The sequence below is a fragment of the Thalassolituus sp. UBA2009 genome, from assembly GCF_002335285.1.
Lineage (GTDB): Bacteria > Pseudomonadota > Gammaproteobacteria > Pseudomonadales > Oceanobacteraceae > Venatoribacter > Venatoribacter alkanivorans.
This window is the reverse complement of the sequence record NZ_DDCJ01000103.1, coordinates 1-21,307: the sequence shown is the minus strand read 5'-3', so window position 1 is coordinate 21,307 and position 21,307 is coordinate 1. Positions and strand designations below refer to the sequence as shown.

General features: G+C 53.4%; 19 protein-coding genes and 4 tRNA genes. 19 read left to right on the top strand and 4 right to left on the bottom strand.

The window, feature by feature from the left end:
• Window positions 1-63: 63 nt before the first annotated feature.
• Window positions 64-609, bottom strand: coding sequence for a DUF2062 domain-containing protein (locus B3P58_RS13155; RefSeq protein WP_145468489.1), 546 nt, complete (start codon window positions 607-609; stop codon window positions 64-66).
• A 57-nt stretch (window positions 610-666) separates the two neighbouring features.
• Between B3P58_RS13155 and B3P58_RS13150 the strand changes: the two genes are divergently transcribed.
• The 8 genes from B3P58_RS13150 to murB all read left to right on the top strand — a co-directional run bounded on the left by B3P58_RS13150 (window position 667) and on the right by murB (window position 8,683).
• Window positions 667-3,021, top strand: coding sequence for a DNA internalization-related competence protein ComEC/Rec2 (locus tag B3P58_RS13150; protein WP_286718084.1), 2,355 nt, complete (start codon window positions 667-669; stop codon window positions 3,019-3,021).
• A gap of 115 nt (window positions 3,022-3,136) precedes the next feature.
• Window positions 3,137-3,769, top strand: coding sequence for a MotA/TolQ/ExbB proton channel family protein (locus tag B3P58_RS13145; protein WP_145468493.1), 633 nt, complete (start codon window positions 3,137-3,139; stop codon window positions 3,767-3,769).
• Window positions 3,770-4,192, top strand: a complete 423-nt coding sequence (locus tag B3P58_RS13140) for an ExbD/TolR family protein (RefSeq protein ID WP_225692635.1) — start codon at window positions 3,770-3,772, stop codon at window positions 4,190-4,192.
• Between the two features lie 5 nt (window positions 4,193-4,197).
• On the top strand, window positions 4,198-5,937 hold the full coding sequence (msbA, locus tag B3P58_RS13135) for a lipid A export permease/ATP-binding protein MsbA (RefSeq protein ID WP_286718077.1): 1,740 nt from the start codon (window positions 4,198-4,200) through the stop codon (window positions 5,935-5,937).
• A 5-nt stretch (window positions 5,938-5,942) separates the two neighbouring features.
• The gene (gene lpxK, locus B3P58_RS13130) at window positions 5,943-6,950 is read left to right on the top strand and encodes a tetraacyldisaccharide 4'-kinase (protein ID WP_286718074.1); all 1,008 of its coding nucleotides are present in this window, start codon (window positions 5,943-5,945) and stop codon (window positions 6,948-6,950) included.
• Entirely contained in the window at window positions 6,943-7,158 is a 216-nt protein-coding gene (locus B3P58_RS13125) for a Trm112 family protein (protein ID WP_145468501.1), read from the top strand. Before lpxK ends, B3P58_RS13125 begins: the two co-directional genes overlap by 8 nt.
• Before the next feature lie 5 nt (window positions 7,159-7,163).
• Complete coding sequence (locus B3P58_RS13120; RefSeq protein ID WP_286718071.1) at window positions 7,164-7,661, top strand: low molecular weight protein-tyrosine-phosphatase; 498 nt, start codon at window positions 7,164-7,166, stop codon at window positions 7,659-7,661.
• Window positions 7,658-8,683 (top strand): UDP-N-acetylmuramate dehydrogenase, encoded by a 1,026-nt coding sequence (gene murB / locus B3P58_RS13115; protein WP_286718068.1) that lies wholly within the window; start codon window positions 7,658-7,660, stop codon window positions 8,681-8,683. Before B3P58_RS13120 ends, murB begins: the two co-directional genes overlap by 4 nt.
• Window positions 8,684-8,773: 90 nt before the next feature.
• Here the strand turns inward: murB and B3P58_RS13110 are convergent, their stop codons facing one another.
• Window positions 8,774-9,499, bottom strand: a complete 726-nt coding sequence (locus B3P58_RS13110; RefSeq protein ID WP_286718065.1) for a UDP-2,3-diacylglucosamine diphosphatase — start codon at window positions 9,497-9,499, stop codon at window positions 8,774-8,776.
• Window positions 9,499-9,993, bottom strand: a complete 495-nt coding sequence (locus B3P58_RS13105; RefSeq protein WP_145468505.1) for a peptidylprolyl isomerase — start codon at window positions 9,991-9,993, stop codon at window positions 9,499-9,501. Before B3P58_RS13105 ends, B3P58_RS13110 begins: the two co-directional genes overlap by 1 nt.
• Before the next feature lie 161 nt (window positions 9,994-10,154).
• On the opposite strand from B3P58_RS13105, the gene B3P58_RS13100 reads away from it, so the two are divergent.
• Together B3P58_RS13100 and cysS are read left to right on the top strand one after the other, a co-directional pair.
• A complete protein-coding gene (locus B3P58_RS13100) occupies window positions 10,155-11,825 on the top strand; it encodes a glutamine--tRNA ligase/YqeY domain fusion protein (protein WP_286718061.1) in 1,671 nt (556 codons plus the stop codon).
• An 8-nt stretch (window positions 11,826-11,833) separates the two neighbouring features.
• The gene (cysS, locus tag B3P58_RS13095; protein ID WP_286718059.1) at window positions 11,834-13,204 is read left to right on the top strand and encodes a cysteine--tRNA ligase; all 1,371 of its coding nucleotides are present in this window, start codon (window positions 11,834-11,836) and stop codon (window positions 13,202-13,204) included.
• 79 nt (window positions 13,205-13,283) lie between these two features.
• Here cysS and folD read toward each other — a convergent pair whose 3' ends face one another.
• Entirely contained in the window at window positions 13,284-14,141 is an 858-nt protein-coding gene (folD, locus tag B3P58_RS13090; protein WP_230332292.1) for a bifunctional methylenetetrahydrofolate dehydrogenase/methenyltetrahydrofolate cyclohydrolase FolD, read from the bottom strand.
• Between the two features lie 225 nt (window positions 14,142-14,366).
• Here folD and B3P58_RS13085 point away from each other — a divergent pair.
• The 9 genes from B3P58_RS13085 to B3P58_RS13045 all read left to right on the top strand — a co-directional run bounded on the left by B3P58_RS13085 (window position 14,367) and on the right by B3P58_RS13045 (window position 21,254).
• Window positions 14,367-14,443 (top strand) — tRNA-Pro (locus tag B3P58_RS13085).
• Between the two features lie 23 nt (window positions 14,444-14,466).
• Window positions 14,467-14,543, top strand: a tRNA-Arg gene (locus tag B3P58_RS13080).
• Window positions 14,544-14,570: 27 nt separating this feature from the next.
• Window positions 14,571-14,646: transfer RNA gene (locus tag B3P58_RS13075), tRNA-His, on the top strand.
• Window positions 14,647-14,817: 171 nt separating this feature from the next.
• Window positions 14,818-16,131: a trigger factor gene (gene tig / locus B3P58_RS13070; RefSeq protein WP_286718056.1), complete on the top strand. Its 1,314-nt coding sequence runs from the start codon at window positions 14,818-14,820 to the stop codon at window positions 16,129-16,131.
• A 114-nt stretch (window positions 16,132-16,245) separates the two neighbouring features.
• On the top strand, window positions 16,246-16,869 hold the full coding sequence (gene clpP / locus B3P58_RS13065; protein ID WP_145468515.1) for an ATP-dependent Clp endopeptidase proteolytic subunit ClpP: 624 nt from the start codon (window positions 16,246-16,248) through the stop codon (window positions 16,867-16,869).
• Window positions 16,870-16,964: 95 nt separating this feature from the next.
• The gene (gene clpX, locus B3P58_RS13060) at window positions 16,965-18,251 is read left to right on the top strand and encodes an ATP-dependent Clp protease ATP-binding subunit ClpX (RefSeq protein ID WP_145468517.1); all 1,287 of its coding nucleotides are present in this window, start codon (window positions 16,965-16,967) and stop codon (window positions 18,249-18,251) included.
• A gap of 131 nt (window positions 18,252-18,382) precedes the next feature.
• Window positions 18,383-20,773, top strand: coding sequence for an endopeptidase La (gene lon, locus B3P58_RS13055; protein ID WP_145468519.1), 2,391 nt, complete (start codon window positions 18,383-18,385; stop codon window positions 20,771-20,773).
• Between the two features lie 117 nt (window positions 20,774-20,890).
• Complete coding sequence (locus B3P58_RS13050) at window positions 20,891-21,163, top strand: HU family DNA-binding protein (protein ID WP_145468521.1); 273 nt, start codon at window positions 20,891-20,893, stop codon at window positions 21,161-21,163.
• 14 nt (window positions 21,164-21,177) lie between these two features.
• Window positions 21,178-21,254, top strand: a tRNA-Asp gene (locus B3P58_RS13045).
• Window positions 21,255-21,307: the final 53 nt, after the last annotated feature.

Sequence of the window (21,307 nt, the reverse complement as noted above, 5' to 3'; positions counted from 1 at the left end):
CTGGCAGGGATAACGCCGGGAGATTCTTTCACATCGGCCGGCAGTATTAATTACCGCTGGCTGTCAGTTACTTTCTTCGTTTTCTGCGGCACGCTTCAGGCGATTAATGCGGCGTTTTTTCCAGTTATTGGCAATGTGCAGTCGCCATGCAAGGTGGATGGCAAAATATCCGCATAAACCAAGAAAGATGCCAACGGTCAGTGATCCCACCAGCAAGGGTTGCCAGATGGAAACCAGTTCATTCAGCACCCAGTCGAGTGAAAGCTCAATGCTGAAGCTGTTGCTTGGTGTTCCCAGAAGCCAGGTGCCGAACAGATAAGTACCGTAGAACAATGGGGGAATCGTGATCGGATTGCTGACCCAGACCAGACCAACCGAAATCGGTACATTGGCATTGGCGTAAAAGGCAAAGAATGCAGCAATACCCATCTGGAATGGCATTGGCAGAAAAGCAGTAAATAAACCGACCAGAAATGCACGCGCTACCGAGCGGCGGTTAACGTGCCAAAGATTGGGTTTGCTGAACAGCGGGGAAAGGAAACGCAGAGAAGGATTACTCTGTACCTGTTCCGGCGATGGAAAAAACTTCTGTAAAAACTTTTTAGGCATGAACATCGCCAGCTGATTTATGCGCGCCGATTATGCCGATAATGCCATGGAGTGGCAATGCACCAGATTTATCTGTTCTGTGCTGCAGGAATCGTCAGCGGTACTCTGCTGACTCCGTTACAGGCTTTAGCCCTTGTGTTGTCGGGGGTTATCCCGTTGGCTGCTGTCTCTGCAGTAAACAGCCGTTGGCCTAATGTCCTGCCGGTTTCTCTTAAGTCTCTGTTCTGGCTGATTGCCGGACTTCTCTATGGCAGCTTCTGGCTGCAATACAACCTCAGTCACCGTTTGCCAACGGCACTGGACCGCAGCAGGCTGACTCTGGATATCACGGTTGAGCAGGTTGAAGAGCGAGGGCAGGGTCTGCGCCTTATTGCCCGCGTTGTTCACGGGCAGTTTTTACCGGGCATCCGGTCCGGATCTGATGCCAGGAATTTGCCGGAATTGCGCCGCCTGCAGCTCAGCTGGTACCGACCGGCGATGCCGTTGCGCAGTGGTATGCAGTTAAGCGCTGAGATTGTGTTGCGCAGTCCACGTGCTTTCGCCAATGGCTTGCCCTTTGATTATGAGGCTTTTCTGCTGTCTTCAGGCATTGATGCCGGCGGCTATATACGCAGTGCACGGCTGATCGCCAGCGGCGAGCCCTCGTTACGCGATGCATTGCTGGCTGCGCAACGCCAGCTTCATTCGCCGGAGGCCTGGCCCTGGCTGGCAGGGCTGGTGTTTGGTGAACAGCAGGCGTTCAGTACTGGCCAGTGGCGGCTGGCACAGCAGACCGGCACGCTGCATCTTCTTGTTGTCAGTGGTCTGCATGTGGGGATGGTAGCCGCTCTTGGCTGGTTGCTGGCGCTTGCCTGTATCAAGCTTTGGGGGCTGCTCAGTGGCCGCGGTTTACGTCATCCGGCTTTGTTGCGTCTGTTGCTGATTGGCGGACTGACGGCGGGTTATGTCTGGCTGGCGGGAATGGGGATTGCGCTGCAGCGTGCCTGGATCATGATCATGGCACTGCTGTGGTTGCTCTTCAGCGGCTGGCGTTTTAACTGGCTGACGGTGCTCTCTCTGGCGTTGTTGCTGGTGCTGCTGGTTAATCCCCTGATCTGGACCCGGGCCGGTTTTGGCTTTTCTTTTGTTGCTGTATTGGCTTTGCTGGCGTTCTTTACTGGCCGCCGGCAGGGATGGTTACAGGCACTGTTTCTACCCCAGTGGGTAGTGTTTGTTACGATGCTGCCACTGCTGTGGTTCTGGCTGCTGCCGGTCAGTCTGGTGCAGGTGGGGGCGAACCTGCTGGTAATTCCGCTGCTTAGCCTGGTGATTCTGCCACTGGCGTTGCTGGATGCCGGGCTGAGTTGGCTGGCTGGCGCGGTACTCGGTGATACGCAGGCGCAGATGGTTATCACTGTGCCTGACGCCTTGCTGGCGGTCGTGGGTGAGTTCTTCTGGTCCGTGCTCAGCGGCCTGCAACAGCAGTCCTGGGCGGTACACTTTTACCAGCCCTGGCCGTTGCTGCTGCTCTGGCCCTGTCTGTTGCTGTTGTTGCGTCTGGGGGTCAGTCCTGCGCTGAGCTTCGGATCAGTGCTGATGCTGTTGCTGGCGTTGTTCTGGCCTCTGTCATCTGCAGGTCCGTACCGGGAGCAGGCAATGATGCTGGATGTCGGGCAGGGGCAGAGTCTGGCTTTTATCGGTGGGCAACACACGCTGGTTTATGACACAGGTGCGCGCTTCTCGGAACATTTTGATGCCGGTGCAGCATTATTACTGCCATTGCTTAAACAGGCTGGTGTGACTCAGGTTAATACGCTGTTTGTCAGTCATTCCGATCTGGATCATGCCGGCGGCCTGAACTCTGTATTGCAGGATGGATTACCGGTACAACAGCTGTTGTTGGGACAGTTGTTGCCGGATCTGCCTGTACAGCCGCAGGCTCACCTCTGTCGTGAACTTATAACAGCCGGTTGGCAGGAAGTCGGGCCGGATCTGCATTACCGTCTGTTGCTTCTGCCGGATGAGCAGCAGGCACGGGTCAACCCTTCGGATAATAATCAGTCCTGTGTGGTACAGGTGCGCTGGCATGAGCGGCGCTTCTTATTAGCCGGTGATATTGAGCGCGATCTTGAACAGCAATTGGTTGAGCACTTTGGCGCCGAGTTGCGCTCCGATGTCTTGGTGCTGGCTCATCATGGCAGCCGCAGCAGTTCATCTGCGGCTTTTCTCGACGCTGTAAAGCCTTCGCAGGTATGGATTTCGGCGGGATTTAATAACCGTTTTGGTCATCCTCATGCGGATGTAACGGCCCGGTTGGAGGCGCGTAAGATTCCCTGGTATCTGACGGCGCGCGATGGGGCGGTGTTGATGGCACCGGACGGTCAGGTGACGACGGCACGATCCGGTTGGCAGCCGCCCTGGCGACAGCCTTGATTTTATTCATGATTCTGCTCACAGTCCGGCACTTTCAGCGGCGTTGCGGGTCTTATGCTGCCGCCCGGGCTTGTGCTAGAGTACGGGCCAAAATAACTGGCAGGAGTAGCTGACAATGCTGGAAATCATCCAGAGCGGTGGGTGGATGATGGTACCTATCATCATTTCTTCTATTTTGGCGTTGGGAATTACCGTTGAACGGTTCTGGACCTTACGGGCGGCGCAGATTGCACCGCGTGATCTGCTGGCGCGGGTCTGGGGCTGGATGAAAAATAATCAGCTCGACAGTGCCCGTATCAAAGAATTGCGCGCCTCCAGCCCGCTGGGCCGCGTGTTGGCCGCAGGTCTGATTAACTCCCGCCATGGTCGCCAGATCATGAAAGAAAGCATCGAAGAAGTGGCCTCCCATGAAATCCATGAGATGGAACGCTACCTCAATGCGCTGGGTACTGTCGCTGCTGTCGCCCCGCTGATGGGTCTGCTGGGTACCGTATTCGGTATGATTCAGGTGTTTTCTGAAATCATGACGCAGGGTACCGGACAGGCGAATATGTTGGCCGGTGGTATTTCTGAAGCTCTGATTACGACCGCAGCCGGTCTGATCATCGGTATTCCGGCTCTGGTTGCACACCGTATGCTGCAACGCCGTGTGGATGAAATTGTGGTCTTTATGGAACAGGAAGCCATCAAACTGGTGGATGTTCTGCATGGTGATCGTGAAGTGGCGGATTCCTCAGAGGCGGCCTAAGTGAACTTCAAACGACAGAATCGTGAAGCGGTGGACGTCAATCTGACGCCACTGATTGATATCGTATTTCTGCTGCTGATTTTCTTTATGGTGTCGACCACCTTCACCAAAGAAAATCACCTCAGCATTGATCTGCCGGAGGCGACGGCGGAAGCGTCCGAAGCGCAGCCACAGGCGATTGAAATTCTGATTTCAGCCAGCGGCGAATACAGTATTAATGATCAGACGCTTATCAATCATCAGCTGGATACGCTGAAGCGTGGTCTGCAGAAGGCGTTGGCAGGCCGGCAGACGGCACCAGTGGTGATTACTGCTGATGCCAAAACACCGCATGAAGCGGTGGTGCGGGCGATGGATGCCGCCGGCCAGCTCGGTCTGGTCAATCTGAGCATTACCACCCGTCAACCTGGGAAATCTGAATAAACCCCATGAGTAACGAAACCTCCATCAGGCGTCTGTACGGACGCCTGCTTTCGTATGTCTGGCCACACAAACTGGCCTTTTCCGTGGCCATTGTTGGCTACATTATTTTCGCCTCGGCAGCACCGGCAATGGCGCATCTGATGGGTGTGGTCGAGCAGACCCTGTCAGATCCGCAGCCGGATAAAATTCTGCTGCTGGTGCTGATGCTGATGGGCATCTTTTTTTATCGCGGTATCGGTACCTTCCTGGGAAAATTCTTTATTGCGGTGGTGGGCCGCAATGTCGTGCACAGCCTGCGTACTGAACTGTTCAATAAAATGACCCGCTTGCCGAGTCATTACTACGATGGTGAATCCAGTGGCCGTTTGATCTCGCGGGTTATTTTTGATGTGGACCAGGTAACCGGCGCCTCAACCCGTGCCTTAACCACTACGGTGCAGGAAGGCGTTACCGTTATTCTGCTGATGGCTTATCTGATCTGGCTGGATTACAGCCTGACGCTGATTTTCCTTGGTCTGGTCCCGGTGATTGTTCTGGTGGTTGCTTTCGCCAGTCGCTTCTTCCGTCGTTACAGCCAGCGTATTCAGAAAGCGATGGGGGATGTGACTCAGGTAACCAACGAGAGTATTAATGGTTACCGTGAAGTGCGTACTTTTGGCGGTACTGAATACGAGCAGCAGCGTTTCCGTAAAGCCAGTGACTATAACCGCAAGCAATCGCTGAAGTTTGGTCTGACCGAAGCCATTAACGTGCCGCTGACTCAGCAGATTGTGGCTGTCGGCCTGGGTCTGATGGTGTATCTGATGTTTCAGCGGGTGGCCGACGGCAGTATGAGCAGTGCTGAGTTTCTGCAGTTTATGACCGCCGCCTCGTTGATCGCTAAGCCGCTGCGCGCGCTGACCGATATCAATGCCGTGATTCAGAAAGGTATGACCGCTGCAGAATCTATTTTCTCGGTGCTGGATGCCGACGCCGAAGTGGATCAGGGCACCAAAACCCTGACCCGCGCTAAGGGGGAGGTCTGCTTCGATGATGTTCGCTTCCGCTATCAGGGCGCCGAAAACGATGCGCTGAAAGGCATCAGCCTGAAAGTAACACCGGGTACCTCGGTCGCGTTTGTCGGTAAATCCGGCAGTGGTAAGACCACGCTGGTGAATCTGATCCCGCGTTTTTACGAAGTAGGCTCCGGCCGTATTCTGCTTGATGGTGACGATATCCGCGATCTGACCCTCGACAGTCTGCGTGAGCAGATTGCCATCGTCAGTCAGCAGGTGACGTTGTTCAACGCCAGCATTCGCGACAATATTGCCTACGGCTTGCTGGCGGATAAAACCGATGAAGAAATCATCGCCGCCGCCAGAGCCGCCCATGCCGATGAATTTATTTCCCGTCTGCCGGAAGGCTACAACACCCAGGTCGGTGAAGACGGCGTGCTGTTATCCGGCGGCCAGCGTCAGCGCATTGCCATTGCCCGGGCGATTCTGAAAAACGCTCCGGTGCTGATTCTCGACGAAGCCACTTCGGCACTGGATACCGAATCTGAGCGCCATATTCAGGCGGCCATGGAAGAGGTGATGAAGGGCCGTACCACCTTTGTGATTGCCCACCGCCTGAGCACCATTGAAAGTGCCGACCGCATTGTGGTGATTGATCAGGGCGAAGTGCGTGAAGACGGCTCCCATGCCGAACTGATTGCGCAGCAGGGGATTTACGCTCAGCTGCATCAGATACAGTTCAGTGAATAAATGCGATGAGTAAGGCTCTTGCCGGGCTGGCCGCACGGATTGAACGCAACTGGTATGGCTCGGTGCTGGGCAATCTGTGGCTGTTGCCACTCTGGCCGCTGGTGTGGGTGGTGGTGCATCTGCGCCGCCGGCGGTTTTTGCGTAATCCGCCGCCGGCCAATGCGCTGCCTGTGGTGGTGGTCGGTAATATTACCGTTGGCGGGACCGGCAAAACGCCGTTAATTACCTTGCTGGCAGAGCATGCTCAGGCGCTGGGTCTCAGACCAGCGGTCGTCAGTCGGGGCTACGGCGCTAAAGCCCCGCAATATCCTCTGGATCTGACGGCTGATACGCCGGTAGAGCACAGTGGTGACGAACCCCGTTTACTGTTTAACCGGCTGAATGCCGGTGCCTCCTTTTGTCCGGTTGTGGTCGATCCTGAGCGCCGCCGTGCGGTGGCTGAGCTTGCCGGCCGGGCGGATATCGTTTTCAGCGATGACGGCCTGCAGCATTACGCCATGGCCAGAGCCGCCGAAATCGTGGTGGTCGATCATGCCCGTGGTTTTGGTAACGGCTGGTTGCTGCCGCTGGGGCCATTACGCGAGCCGCTGGCACGGCTTAAAACGGTGGATCTGGTGTTGCGCAACGGCGCGGATTTTCAGGTGCAGCCAACGGCACTGGTGAATGCTGTCAGTGGTGAGCAGATTGCCCTGCAAAGCTTCAGTGGCCGCGAGGTGGTGGCGGTATCCGGTATCGGCAATCCACAGCGTTTTTACGACTCACTGCGTAGTCTGGGAATGCAACCACAGGAGCACAGTTTTGCCGATCATCATCAGTTTCAGCCCGATGATCTGGACTTTCATCAGCAAACACCTGATCTGCCGCTCGTGATGACGGAAAAAGATTGGGTAAAATGCCGTGACTTTGCCCGGCCCGACTGGTGGTATCTGCAGGTCAGTGCGGTGGCACAGCCTGAGACAGCGGCGCGGCTGGATTCTTTATTAATGACCTGGAGTGGAAAAACTCATGGATAAGCAATTACTGAGCATGCTGGTATGTCCGCTGTGCAAGGGCAAACTCAAGTATGAAAAAGACGCACAGGAGCTGCTGTGTACCTTCGACGGTCTGGCATTCCCGCTGCGCGATGGTGTGCCGGTGATGCTGGAAGGTGAAGCACGCCGTATGAGCGAAGAAGAAAAACTCGAAAAAGCGCAGAAAGCCGCCAAAGAACAGGCCGAGTAAGTACTGTGCTGCGTGTGCTTTTTGTTTGTCTGGGCAATATCTGCCGTTCACCGACCGCCGATGGTGTTTTCCGCAGCATGGTCGCCTCTGCCGGGCTGAGTGATCAGGTTGAGGTGGACTCCGCCGGTACCGCTGCCTGGCATATCGGCAAAACGCCCGATCCGCGCACCATCAAAGCCGCTGCTGAGCGCGGTTACGATTTATCGCTGTTGCGTGCGCGTCAGGCGCTGGCCGCCGATTTTGACCAGTTTGATTATGTGCTGGCGATGGATCTGGAAAACCTCAGCAACCTGCGCGCATTAAAACCCGCCGCTGCGCGTACCGAACCCCAGCTGTTTTTACGCAGCTTTGCCCGCCGATTTAACAGCGACGAAGTGCCGGACCCATACTATGGCGGTGCCGATGGCTTTGAGCAGGTGCTGGATCTGGTTGAAGATGCCTGTGAAGGTTTGCTGGCCGATATTCGTCAGCGCTTAAACCAGCGCGTAAAGGAAACACCGTGAATCATCCCGTACCCGAGGTGCAGCAAAACTACGACCTGTCGGCGCTGAATACGCTGCGCTTACCGGCGCAGGCCGAAGCCTTTGCGCGTTTTTCTTCCGCTTCGGAATTGCTCAGTCTGCTGACGCTGGCGCAACGGCATAACTGGCCTGTTCGGGTTTTGGGTGGTGGCAGTAATGTGTTGCTGGCCGACGACGTGCCCGGTCTGGTGCTGCAATCGGCCATGACCTCGGTGCGTTTGCTGCGTGAAGATGCAAGCAATCGCTGGCTGGCGGTGGATGCCGGCATGAGCTGGCATCAGTGGGTACAGGACAGCACAGAGTTTGGCCATGGGCTGGAGAATCTGGCGCTGATTCCGGGTTCTGTCGGTGCTTCGCCGATTCAGAATATCGGCGCTTACGGCGTTGAAGTCGCCGACTGCATCGACTCGGTATCCGGTATTCAGCTCAGCACTCGCCAGTGGCGCACGCTGAGTGTCGCCGAATGCCGCTTTGCCTATCGTGATTCCATTTTCAAGCATGAGCTGGCCGGTGACTTTATTGTCACCCGCGTGGTCTTCCGCCTGGGTAAAACCTTTGCGCCGGATCTGAGTTATGGCCCTTTGGCCAGCTGGGCGACGGCGCAGGGCGATGCGATCAGTCCACAGGCTTTGATTGAACAGGTGTGTGCGATTCGCCAGAGTAAACTGCCGGACCCGGCGCAGATTCCCAATGCCGGTTCTTTCTTCAAAAATCCGCTGGTGTCGGTATATCAGGCAACACAGCTGAGTGCTCAGTACCCGTCATTACCAACCTATCCGCAGGCCGATGGCCGTATCAAGCTGGCGGCGGGCTGGCTGATTGAGCAGGCCGGCTGGAAAGGGCGCTGGCTTGGCCCGGTACGGATGCACGATCAGCAGGCGCTGGTGCTGACCACCAATGGCGCGGCAACCTATGCCGATATTGAGCAGCTGCGAGATGCGGTGGTTGCCAGTGTGAGCGAGCAATTTGGTGTGCAGCTGGAGCCTGAGCCGCAGCCGTTCTGAACCGGATTGCAGAAACACGTCAGTAATAAAAAAGCCGGCATAAAGCCGGCTTTTTTATTACTGCAGTCAGAGTCTGTTTAGTCACTTCAGTCAGAACGTAAACTGACTGAGCTGCAGTCCGCTTTCTTCGCTCCAGCGGATCATCCAGCCGCAATCGTCTGACCAGTCGCCCAGTACCAGACGGCGGCGTTCGCTGCCGTTGTGCATCCAGCGGTGATCATCCGGGCGGTGGGTATGGCCATGAATCAGGGTGGTAACACCGGCCTGGTCCATTTCGCGGTCCACCTCTTCCGGGGTGACATCCATGATATCGGAGCTTTTCATCTGCTGACCGCTCTTACTTTCGCTGCGAACCTGGCGGGCAAAGGCAATGCGCTCTTCCAGTGGTTTACTGAGAAAGTCCTGCTGCCAGGCCGGGTTGCGGAACATCTGACGGATCTTCATATATTCCACATCAAGGGTGCAGAGGCTGTCGCCGTGCATCAGCAGTACCGCATCGTCACCCAGGGTGATCACGGCCGGATCGTCGAGCAGGGTGGCGCCGGTCTGTTCGCAGAAGGTCTGGCCCAGCAGGAAGTCGCGGTTGCCGTGCATCAGAAACAGGCGGGTGCCTTTGTTGCTGAGTGCGCGCAGGGCGTCTTTGATGCTGCTGACGAAGGGATGATCAAAGTCATCGCCCATCCAAACTTCAAAAAAGTCGCCGAGAATATACAGCGCATCGGCATCCTGCAGATTCTGCAGATAATGCACAAAGCCCTGAGCCATGGCCGGGCGGCCAGGCTCAAGATGCAGATCGGAGATGAAATAAACCGCCATTACGCGATGATTTCAGCTTTTTCGATGATGACGTCTTCGACCGGAACGTCCTGGTGGCCCATACGGGTGGTGGTTTTAACGGCTTTGATGCGGTTAACCACGTCCATGCCTTCAACCACTTCACCAAATACGGCATAACCCCAGCCCTGAGTGGACTTGCTGGTGTGGTTCAGGAAATCGTTGTCCGATACGTTGATAAAGAACTGCGCGCTGGCGGAGTGTGGGTCCATGGTGCGGGCCATGGCCAGGGTGCCAACGGTGTTTTTCAGACCGTTGTCTGCTTCGTTTTCAATCGGCATGTCGGTTTCTTTATTAACCATACCCGGGGCAAAGCCGCCGCCCTGGATCATAAAACCGTCGATCACACGGTGGAAAATCACACCGTCGTAGTAGCCTTCTTTTACGTACTTCTCGAAGTTGGCCGCAGTTTTTGGCGCTTTCTCGTGGTTCAGTTCGATTTTGATGTCGCCGAAGTTGGTTTTAAGCAGGATCATGTGAAGCCTCTGTCATTGAATCGTGTATCCCTTCATGGGATTGAGTGCGTATAATACCGCCTTTTTCGCGGCCTGACAGCGCCGTGGCACGATTGCCGGAATTTCCGCCCGGAACAGCCTCCGCGCGGCAACCTGCCGGTACTACTCAGAAACGGATGGTTATGACAGACACAACTCCAAACAGCCACAATTTCATTGCCAAAATCGTTCAGGATGACCTCGCCAGCGGTAAGGTTCAGAGCGTTGTGACACGCTTTCCGCCTGAGCCTAACGGTTATCTGCATGTGGGCCATGCCAAATCAATCTGCCTGAACTTCGGCGTGGCCGAACAGTTTAACGGCCAGTGTAACCTGCGTTTCGACGACACCAACCCGGAAAAAGAAAGCCAGGAATTTATTGATGCGATCAAAGACGACATCACCTGGCTGGGCTTTAACTGGGCCGGAGAGGTGCGTTATGCCTCGGATTACTTTGACCAGCTGCATCAGTGGGCGCTGCACCTGATTCGTGAAGGCAAGGCTTATGTCTGTGACCTTAGCCCGGAGCAGGCGCGTGAATACCGTGGCACCCTGACCGAAGCGGGTAAAAACAGCCCCTTCCGTGAGCGCACGGCAGAAGAAAACCTGGCGCTGTTTGAAAAAATGCGTGCCGGTGACTTCAACGAAGGTGCCTGCGTGCTGCGCGCCAAAATTGATATGGCATCGCCAAACATGAACCTGCGTGATCCGATCATCTATCGTATCCGTAAAGTGCATCACCATCAGACCGGTGATAAATGGTGTATTTACCCGACCTATGACTTTACCCATGGTCAGTCGGATGCCATCGAAGGCATTACCCATTCCGTCTGTACGCTGGAATTTGAAGACCATAAACCACTGTACGACTGGTTTATTGCCAATCTGCCGGTGCCGGCACAGCCGCGTCAGTACGAATTTGGCCGCCTGAATCTGGATTACACCGTAACCTCCAAGCGTAAGCTGAAAGCTCTGGTGGATGATCAGGTGGTGGCAGGCTGGAATGATCCGCGCATGCCTACCATCGCCGGTATGCGTCGTCGTGGATTTACTCCGCGCTCGGTGCGTAATTTCTGCGAAATGATTGGTGTGACCCGCAGTGACGGTATGGTCGATGTGGCGATGCTGGAGCACGCGCTGCGTGATGATCTGAACAAGCATGCACCGCGTGCGATGTGTGTGATCCGGCCGTTAAAAGTCGAGATCGAAAATCTGGCCGTCGATCATCTGGAAATGCTCAGCGCCGAATATCATCACGAGCTGGATCTGGGCTCGCGCGAAATGCCGTTTACCCGTGAGATCTATATCGATCAGGATGATTTTAAAGAAGAGTACAGCAAGAAATTCAAAAAGAAATTCACGCCGGGCAAACGTATCCGTCTGCGTCATTCTTATGTGATCGAAGCAACCAGCTACGAAAAAGACGAAGCCGGTAATGTTGTGCTGGTGCGGGCGAAATTAATCGAAGGCACGCTGGGTGAAAATCCGGCCGACGGTGATAACCCAAAAGGGGTGGTGCACTGGGTTTCGGCCAGTCATTCGGTGCAGGCAGAATTACGCCTCTATGAGCGTCTGTTTAATCACCCGACGCCGGATAAAGTCGACGGCGATTTTATGCAGTTTGTAAATCGCGATTCGCTCACCGTTACCACCGGTTGGGTTGAACCTGCACTGGCCAATGTCGGTGCAGAAAGTAATTTCCAGTTTGAGCGTGAAGGCTATTTTGTTGCCGACCGCTACGATCACAGCACTGACAAGCCGGTCTTTAACCTGACCATTGGCTTGCGTGAAGATAAATCACTGCAGGCAGATTAAGGCTGATTATGACTTTGCAGATTTTTAATACGCTGACGCGTCAGAAAGAAGAATTTAAACCGTTACAGCCAGGCAAGGTTGGCATGTATGTTTGTGGTATGACGGTTTATGACTTCTGTCACCTGGGTCATGCCCGGGTGATGGTGGCGTTTGACGTTATTGCCCGCTACTTGCGTCATCGTGGTTATGAGGTGAATTACATCCGTAATATCACCGATATCGACGATAAAATTATCAAGCGTGCCAACGAAAACGGCGAAGCTTTTGATGCATTAACCGAGCGCTTTATTGCTGAGATGCACAAGGATGCCGACCTGCTGGAAATTGAGCGCCCGAATGCGGAGCCAAAAGCCACGGCGCATATCGACGATATTATCCGTCTGGTCGAAACCCTGATTGCCAAAGGTTATGCCTACGCGCCGGGGAATGGTGATGTGTATTACTCGGTGCGTAAATTCGAAGGTTACGGCAAATTATCCGGTAAAATTCTGGATGATTTAGAAGCCGGTGCGCGTGTCGATGTTGACGAACATAAGCAAGATCCTCTGGATTTTGTGTTGTGGAAAGCCGCCAAAGCCGACGAACCACACTGGCATTCGCCGTGGGGTATTGGTCGCCCGGGCTGGCACATTGAATGTTCGGCCATGTCATCCTGCTGTCTGGGTGAAACCTTTGATATTCATGGTGGCGGTCCGGATCTTAAATTCCCGCACCACGAAAACGAAATTGCCCAGTCGGAAGCGGCTACGGGTAAAAAATACGTGAATACCTGGATGCATGCCGGTGCGGTTCGTGTTGATGGCGAAAAGATGTCCAAATCGCTGGGCAACTTTTTCACCATCCGCGAAATTCTGGAAAAATATCCGGCGGAAGTGGTGCGTTTTTTACTGCTCTCCAGTCAGTACCGCAGTGCGATCAATTATTCCGAAGACAGCCTGAAAGAAGCGCACACCAAGCTGGAGCGTTTTTATAATGCGCTGCGTGGTGTTGTGGTTGGCGAGGTTGCGGATATTGATAATGAATATTCGCAACGCTTCCATGCATCGATGGATGATGACTTCAATACGCCGGAAGCCATTGCCGCATTGTTTGATCTGGTGCGGGCCGTGAATAAAGCCGATGGGGCAGAGCAGGCAGCATTGGCTGGTCAGTTGCGTTATCTGGCGGGTGTGTTGGGTTGTCTGCAGTCTGAGCCGGAAGCCTTTTTGCAGTCTGGTGCGGATGTCGATGAAGCCTGGATTCAGGACATGATCAGTAAGCGTGCTGAGGCGAAAAAAGCCAAAGATTTTGCTACGGCAGATCAGGTGCGTGATGAATTGCTGGCGCAGGGGATTGTGCTGCGTGATGGTCCGGAAGGCACCAGCTGGTCAAAGCAATAATCCGCCGTTAGCGGCAGATATGAAAAAGCCCGGACAGAGCGATCTGTCCGGGCTTTTTTGTTTTCTTAATATTCAGTGATTACTGCTTGTGCAGGGTCTCGCAGGCAAACAGGGTATTTTCCAGCAATTTGGCGCGGGTCATCGGGCCTACACCACCCGGAACCGGGGTGATGAAGGCGGCGCGTTCGGCGGCGGCGGCAAAATCCACATCGCCAATCAGTTTGCCGTCAGCCTGGCGGTTAATACCAACATCAATCACGGTGGCGCCGGGCTTGATCCATTCACCTTTAACAATACCCGGCTTACCAACGGCAACGACCACAATGTCGGCCTGCTGGACGTGATGCGCCAGATCTTTGGTGAAGCGGTGGCAGGTGGTTACTGTGCAGCCTTTCAGCAGCAGTTCCAGACCCATCGGGCGGCCAACAATGTTGGATGCGCCAACAATGACCGCATGCTTGCCACGAACTTCCTCGCCGGTGCCGTCCAGTAGGTCAACGATGCCAGCCGGAGTGCAGGGGCGCAGCATCGGCATGCGCTGTGCCAGGCGGCCAAGATTGAATGGGTGGAAGCCGTCAACATCTTTGGTTGGGTCGATACGCTCAAGAATTTCATCGGCTTTCAGGCCGGCAGGTAAGGGCAGTTGCACCAGGATGCCATCAACACTGCTGTCATGGTTCAGCTCGTCGATCAGGTCCAGCAGTTGTTGCTGGGTGGTTTCTGCCGGCAGGTCAAAGGCCTTGCTGACAATGCCGACCTGTTCGCAGTCTTTACGCTTATGCGCCACATAGACTTCGGACGCCGGGTCGCTGCCTACTAATATGACCGCCAGGCCGGGTGCGCGCAGACCTTTCTCTGTGCGGGCCTGAACCTGCTGTTTAATGGATTCGCGAATCGCTTTGGCAGTGGCGTTGCCATCGATCAGTTGAGCGGTCATAAGCGCAGTAAACCTGTAGCAGTTATCAAAGCGCGCGATTTTCTCATGTGCGCTGAGAAAAACAAAGATACCGCTGGCGCCAGCCTGCGGATAAATGCAGAAACGCTCAAAAAATCACCGAACCGATTGTTTTTATTAATTTTTTTCAAAAAGTCGTTGACGGGGTGGGGGCTCATCTATAATATGCGCAGCCACTTGCAGGGCACTTCGCAAAGCAAGTAAGTTCGGGGTATAGCGCAGTCTGGTAGCGCGCCTGCTTTGGGAGCAGGATGTCGGGAGTTCGAATCTCTCTACCCCGACCACTAATGTCTGAATGAATTGACATGCGCCCGTAGCTCAATTGGATAGAGCATCGGCCTTCTAAGCCGAGGGTTGCAGGTTCAATCCCTGCCGGGTGCGCCATTTGGCAATCTCAGCAGAACTTTTGTGGTGGCCGTAGCTCAGTTGGTAGAGTCCAGGATTGTGATTCCTGTTGTCGCGGGTTCGAGCCCCGTCGGCCACCCCACTTCCCCTTCTTAATTCCTTTTGTTTATATCTCCTAAGTGTTTGATTGCTCAAGCATTCTAAATGGTTTTATTCGGGCAGTGCCTTGCGCTATAATCCGCGCCTTTCTGATTTTATCGGCGCCGGGCGAGGCCTGTGCGTTATTTTTTGAACAGTATATTGAGAGGCATCTATGCAAGTGTCCATTGAGACCACTTCCGGTCTTCAGCGTGTAATGACCATTGGCGTTCCTGCAGCAGAAGTAGAAGGTAAAGTAACTGCTGAACTGAAGCGTATCTCCAAAGGCCAGCGCGTAAATGGTTTCCGTAAAGGCAAGCCGCTGCCTCCGGCTGTTGCCAAGCGTATGTTTGGTAAGCAGGCGCGTTACGAAGCTATCTACCAGCAAATGCAACAGTCATTCTTTAAAGCCGTGCAGGACGAGAATGTAAAACTGGCCGGTATGCCAACTTTCGAGCCTACCGTTGATGAAGACGGTAAGGATCTGGAATTTAAAGCGACGTTTGAAGTCTACCCGGAAATCACTCTGGCCGATTTCGGCAGCATCGAAGTTGAACAGAAAACCGCTACCGTAACCGACGCGGATCTGGACACCATGCTGGATACTCTGCGTAAGCAGAATGCCAAGTGGGAAGAGTCTGCTGAAGCTGCCGCTGATGGCGACCAGGTAGTGATCGATTTCGAAGGTTTCATCGACGGTGAAGCATTTGAAGGTGGTGCAGCCAAAGGTTACAGCCTGACTCTGGGTTCCAACTCTATGATTCCTGGCTTCGAAGCGGGCCTGGTGGGTGCGAAAGCCGGCGAAGAGAAAACTCTGGACGTTGCTTTCCCTGAGGACTACCACAAAGAAGAACTGAAAGGTAAGCCTGCTCAGTTCAAGGTAACCGTTACTGCGGTTAAAAAGCCTCAGCTGCCTGAACTGAACGAAGAATTCTTCAAAGGTTTTGGTGTCGAAACCGCTGATGAAGCTGAATTCAAAACCGAAATCCGTAAGAACATGGACCGTGAACTGGCCCGTGCTCTGCGCAGTCTGACCAAGCAGCAGGTTATTGCTGGTCTGGTTGCTGCTAACACCGTTGAAGCTCCGTCTTCTCTGGTTGATCAGGAAATTGATCGTCTGCGTAAGCAGGCTGTTCAGCAGTTTGGCGGTGGCCAGCAGCTGGATCCTAACATGCTGCCAGCTGAGCTGTTCAAAGATCAGGCTGAGAGGCGCGTTGTTATCGGTCTGCTGATGAATGCGGTTATCGAAGCGAACGAATTGACGCCTTCGGCAGAAAAAGTGGCTGAATTGATTGAAGAAGTTGCCGCGACTTATCAGGATCCTGAAGAGGTGCGCAACTACTACAACAGCAACCCACAGCAGAAATCTCAGGTAGAAGCGCTGGCTCTGGAAGAGCAGGCGGTTGAGAAAGTTCTGGCAGGGGCTAAGATCAGCCAGTCAGAAGCCACTTACGAAGAAGTGATCCGCGCGGCTAATCAGCCTGCCTGATCACTCGACAGAGTGACTGACACAACGCCAATCAATGGCTAAACTCAGAGACAGCCGCACACATTGCGGCTGTTTTTGTAAAAAAGCTAATTATGTCAGGGAGTACAGGGTCGAATGTTTGACTCCATGAAACAACAGTCAGAAATCATCCAGGCAAGCGGTCTGGTACCAATGGTGGTAGAGCAGTCAGCCCGCGGTGAGCGTGCTTACGACATCTACTCACGCTTGCTGAAAGAGCGCGTAATCTTCCTGGTTGGCCCGGTCGAAGACCATATGGCTAATCTGGTGGTGGCGCAGTTGCTGTTCCTTGAGTCTGAGAATCCGGACAAGGATATTCACCTGTACATCAACTCGCCGGGTGGTTCGGTGTCTGCAGGTCTGTCTATTTATGACACCATGCAGTTTATCAAGCCGGATGTCAGTACGATGGTGATTGGTCAGGCCTGCAGTATGGGGGCATTTCTGCTCGCAGCTGGCGCCAAGGGCAAGCGTCTCAGTGTGCCTAACTCCCGCGTTATGATTCACCAGCCGAGTGGTGGTGCGCAGGGGCAGGCAACGGATATTCAGATCCATGCGCGTAACATTCAGGACACCAAAGAACGCCTGAACCGTATTCTGGCTCATCATACCGGGCAGAGTATTGAACAAGTGACCGCGGATACTGAGCGTGACAACTTTATGGATCCGGAAGCTGCGCTGGCTTACGGTCTGATCGACAAGGTTGTTACAAACCGCTGATTGACTTAAGGCTGGATTACTCTGTTTCCGGCCTTGAAATACCCGATAAAAAGATCCATCTTCTGGATCAGTGCAACGAATAATGAGGCAGTCGAATGACCGACGATACAAAGGGCAAAGGCGACGATAGCGGTAAGCTGCTCTACTGCTCGTTTTGCGGTAAGAGCCAGCATGAAGTACGCAAGCTGATTGCCGGGCCTTCGGTGTTCATCTGTGACGAGTGTGTCGACCTGTGTAATGACATCATTCGTGAAGAAGTGCAGGAAGCCGAGAACAAAGGCTCAGGCGATAAACTGCCGACGCCAAAAGAAATCAAGGCGACACTGGATGAATACGTTATTGGCCAGGAGAAGGCCAAGATCGTTCTCGCGGTAGCGGTTTATAACCACTATAAGCGCCTGCAGAGTGGTGAAGGTAAGGCAGAGGTTGAGCTGTCCAAGAGTAATATTCTGCTGATTGGGCCAACCGGTAGTGGTAAGACTCTGCTGGCTGAGACACTGGCACGACTGCTGAATGTTCCTTTTACCATTGCTGATGCAACCACGCTGACTGAAGCTGGTTATGTGGGTGAGGATGTTGAAAACATCATTCAGAAGCTGTTGCAGAAGTGTGATTACGACGTTGAGAAAGCTCAGCGTGGTATTGTTTACATCGACGAAATTGACAAAATTTCACGCAAATCTGATAACCCATCGATTACCCGTGATGTGTCGGGTGAGGGTGTACAGCAAGCACTGCTGAAACTGATTGAAGGTACAGTCGCTTCTGTTCCGCCGCAGGGTGGCCGTAAGCATCCGCAGCAGGAATTTCTGCAGGTAGATACCTCCAACATTCTGTTTATCTGTGGTGGTGCTTTTGCCGGCTTGGATAACATCATCCGTGATCGCTCAGAGAAGAGCAGTATTGGCTTTTCGGCTACCGTGAAAGGTAAAGAAGAGCAGAAGGCGGTTGGTGAGGTTCTGCGTGAAGTGGAGCCGGGTGATCTGGTGAAATACGGTCTGATTCCGGAATTCATTGGCCGCTTGCCGGTTGTAGCAACGCTGGATGAGCTCGATAAAGATGCGCTGGTGCGTATTCTGACTGAGCCACGCAACTCTCTGGTGCGTCAGTATCAGAAATTGTTTGAAATGGAATCGGTTGAGCTGGAATTCCGTGACAGCGCGCTGGATGCAATTGCAACCTGTGCGATGGAGCGTAAAACCGGTGCCCGTGGTCTGCGATCTATTATGGAGGGTGCATTGCTTCACACTATGTACCGTATTCCGTCGGAAGAGCATGTGGCGAAGGTAGTGATCGAAGAAAGTGTGATCAATGGTGAGTCTGAGCCGCTGATCATTTATGAAACCGCTGATGTTGGTAAGGTGTCTCCGGACAACGACTGATACGGATCATAATCCCGTCAACAAAAGGAGCCTTTGGCTCCTTTTGTTTTTTCAGGCCTTGTATTTCTTGCGCTTCGCCCTCACTTCCTGACATATTGGCGTCAAAGACGCAGTTTTTAGGTGCATTGTTCATGACTCAAGAAGTATTACCACTATTACCCCTTCGTGACGTGGTCGTTTTTCCTGCCATGGTGATTCCGCTGTTTGTGGGACGGGAAAAATCAATCAACGCACTGGAAGAAGCGATGAGTCTCGACAAGCGGATTATGCTGGTCGCACAAAAAGATGCATCGGATGATGAGCCGGGCTGTGAAGATATGCATACCGTCGGCACCATCGCCAATATTCTGCAGTTATTGAAACTGCCGGATGGTACCGTAAAAGTACTGGTTGAAGGTGATGTGCGGGCGCAGCTTTCTGAATTGATTGACGAAGAAGAATTATTCCGTGGCACGGTTGAAGCCATATCTGCGGATGAATTAACAGAACGTGAAAACGAAGTTTTGGTTCGCTCCCTGACCGGGCATTTTGAACAGTATGTCCAATTGTCTAAAAAAGTTCCGAGCGAAGTATTGTCAACGATTTCCGGAATCGAAGACGCTTCGCGTCTGGCCGATACCATTGCAGCACATATTTCACTAAAACTGGATGAAAAGCAGAATGTTCTGGAAATGCTCGATCCGCGTGAGCGTGTCGAACATTTAATGGAATTAATGGAATCCGAAATTGATCTGCTGAAAGTTGAAAAACGTATCCGTGGTCGCGTTAAAAAGCAGATGGAAAAAAGCCAGCGCGAGTATTATCTGAATGAGCAGATGAAGGCTATTCAGAAAGAGCTCGGTGATCTGGAAGACGGCAGCAATGAGTTTGATGAACTGACGCATAAAATCGAACAGTCCGGCATGACCAAGGAAGCCCGTGAAAAGGCTGATGCCGAGCTGAAGAAATTACGCATGATGTCACCGATGTCAGCCGAAGCTTCGGTTGTACGCGGCTATCTGGACTGGTTGGTTAACCTGCCGTGGAAAAAACGCAGCCGTGTAAATCATGACCTGACCAATGCCAAAGAAATTCTGGATGCTGATCACTTTGGTCTGGAAGAAGTGAAAGAGCGTATTCTGGAATACCTCGCAGTTCAGACCCGTGTGAAAAAAGTAAAAGGCGCTGTGTTGTGTCTGGTTGGGCCTCCGGGGGTTGGTAAAACCTCTCTGGGTAAATCCATCGCCCGTGCAACAAACCGCAAGTTTGTGCGTATGGCTTTGGGTGGTGTGCGTGACGAGGCAGAAATCCGCGGGCACCGTCGCACCTATATCGGTTCGATGCCAGGTAAGCTTGTACAGAAAATGTCTAAGGTTGCGGTGAAAAACCCGTTATTCCTGCTCGATGAAATCGACAAAATGGGCATGGATCATCGTGGCGACCCTGCATCTGCATTGCTGGAGGTGCTTGATCCTGAACAAAACTCGACCTTTGCGGACCACTATCTGGAAGTCGATTACGATCTGTCAGACGTGATGTTTGTATGTACGTCCAACAGTATGGATATTCCTGGTCCGTTGCTGGATCGTATGGAAGTGATCCGTATTCCGGGTTATACCGAAGCGGAAAAGGTCAGCATTGCACGGCGTTACCTGTTGCCGAAGCAGATTAAACTGAATGGTTTGCATGAGCGTGAAATTGAAGTGAGTGATGATCGCTTGCGCGACATTATACGCCATTACACCCGTGAGGCTGGCGTGCGTGGTCTTGAGCGTGAGATTGCCAAGCTTTGCCGCCGCGTTGTCAAAGCTAACATGCTGGAGAAAAACCAGCAGACCCGCGACATCAGCGCCGAGCTTCTGGACGAGTATCTGGGCGTACAGAAATTCCGTTATGGTCTGGCCGGGTTGGATAATCAGATCGGGCAAGTGACAGGTCTGGCCTGGACCTCGGTCGGTGGTGAGTTGCTGACACTGGAATCGGCTGCAACCCCCGGTAAGGGGCGTATTGTGAAAACAGGCTCTCTGGGTGACGTTATGCAGGAATCCATCCAGGCGGCGCTTACTGTCGTGCGTAGCCGTGCTGTTGGTATGGGGGTGTCGCCCGAGTACTTTGAAAAGCACGATCTGCATGTGCACGTGCCAGAAGGCGCCACACCGAAAGATGGTCCGAGTGCCGGTATTGGTATGGCAACGGCCCTGGCTTCTGTGATGACGGGCATTCCTGTGCGTGCAGATGTAGCGATGACGGGTGAGATTACCCTGCGCGGTAAGGTATTAGCCATTGGTGGCCTGAAAGAGAAACTTCTGGCAGCTCATCGTGGCGGTATTAAGACCGTAATTATTCCAAAAGAGAACGAAAAGGATCTTCGCGACATTCCGGGGAACATTCTGGAAGATATGAATGTTGTGGCGGTTGACTGGATTGACGAAGTGCTGGATCTGGCACTGGAAAGCAAACCGGAGCCTCATGTTGGTGAAATTATCACCAAAGATGAGGCTGCCGGTAAAAAAGACGACAATACCAGGCCCAGCACACACTAAGGCCGCTTGACGGTCTGGGGAGCGCTTGGTATAAATCGTCGCTCTAATATTTTCCTGTAGCGATCGCCCAGTCGCATAACAAGAATTCACTATTGCGCACAGAGTAAGGGGATAAGTGTGAACAAATCTGAATTAATCGATGCAATCGCAGCTTCTGCGGACATTCCAAAAGCAGCAGCTGGCCGTGCTTTAGACGCCATGATCGAAAGCATTGGCGGTGCACTGAAAGAAGGCGATCAGGTCGCTCTCGTTGGTTTTGGTACTTTTATGGTTAAAGAGCGTGCTGCTCGCACTGGCCGTAACCCACAGACCGGCGCTCCGATCGAAATCAAGGCAGCTAAAGTTCCTGGCTTCAAACCAGGCAAAGCACTGAAAGACGCTGTCAACTAAGTTAGTTGGATTAAGGACCGGTAGTTCAGTCGGTTAGAATACCGGCCTGTCACGCCGGGGGTCGCGGGTTCGAGTCCCGTCCAGTCCGCCATTTTTCATACAGAATTTGGGAGATTAGCTCAGCTGGGAGAGCATCTGCCTTAC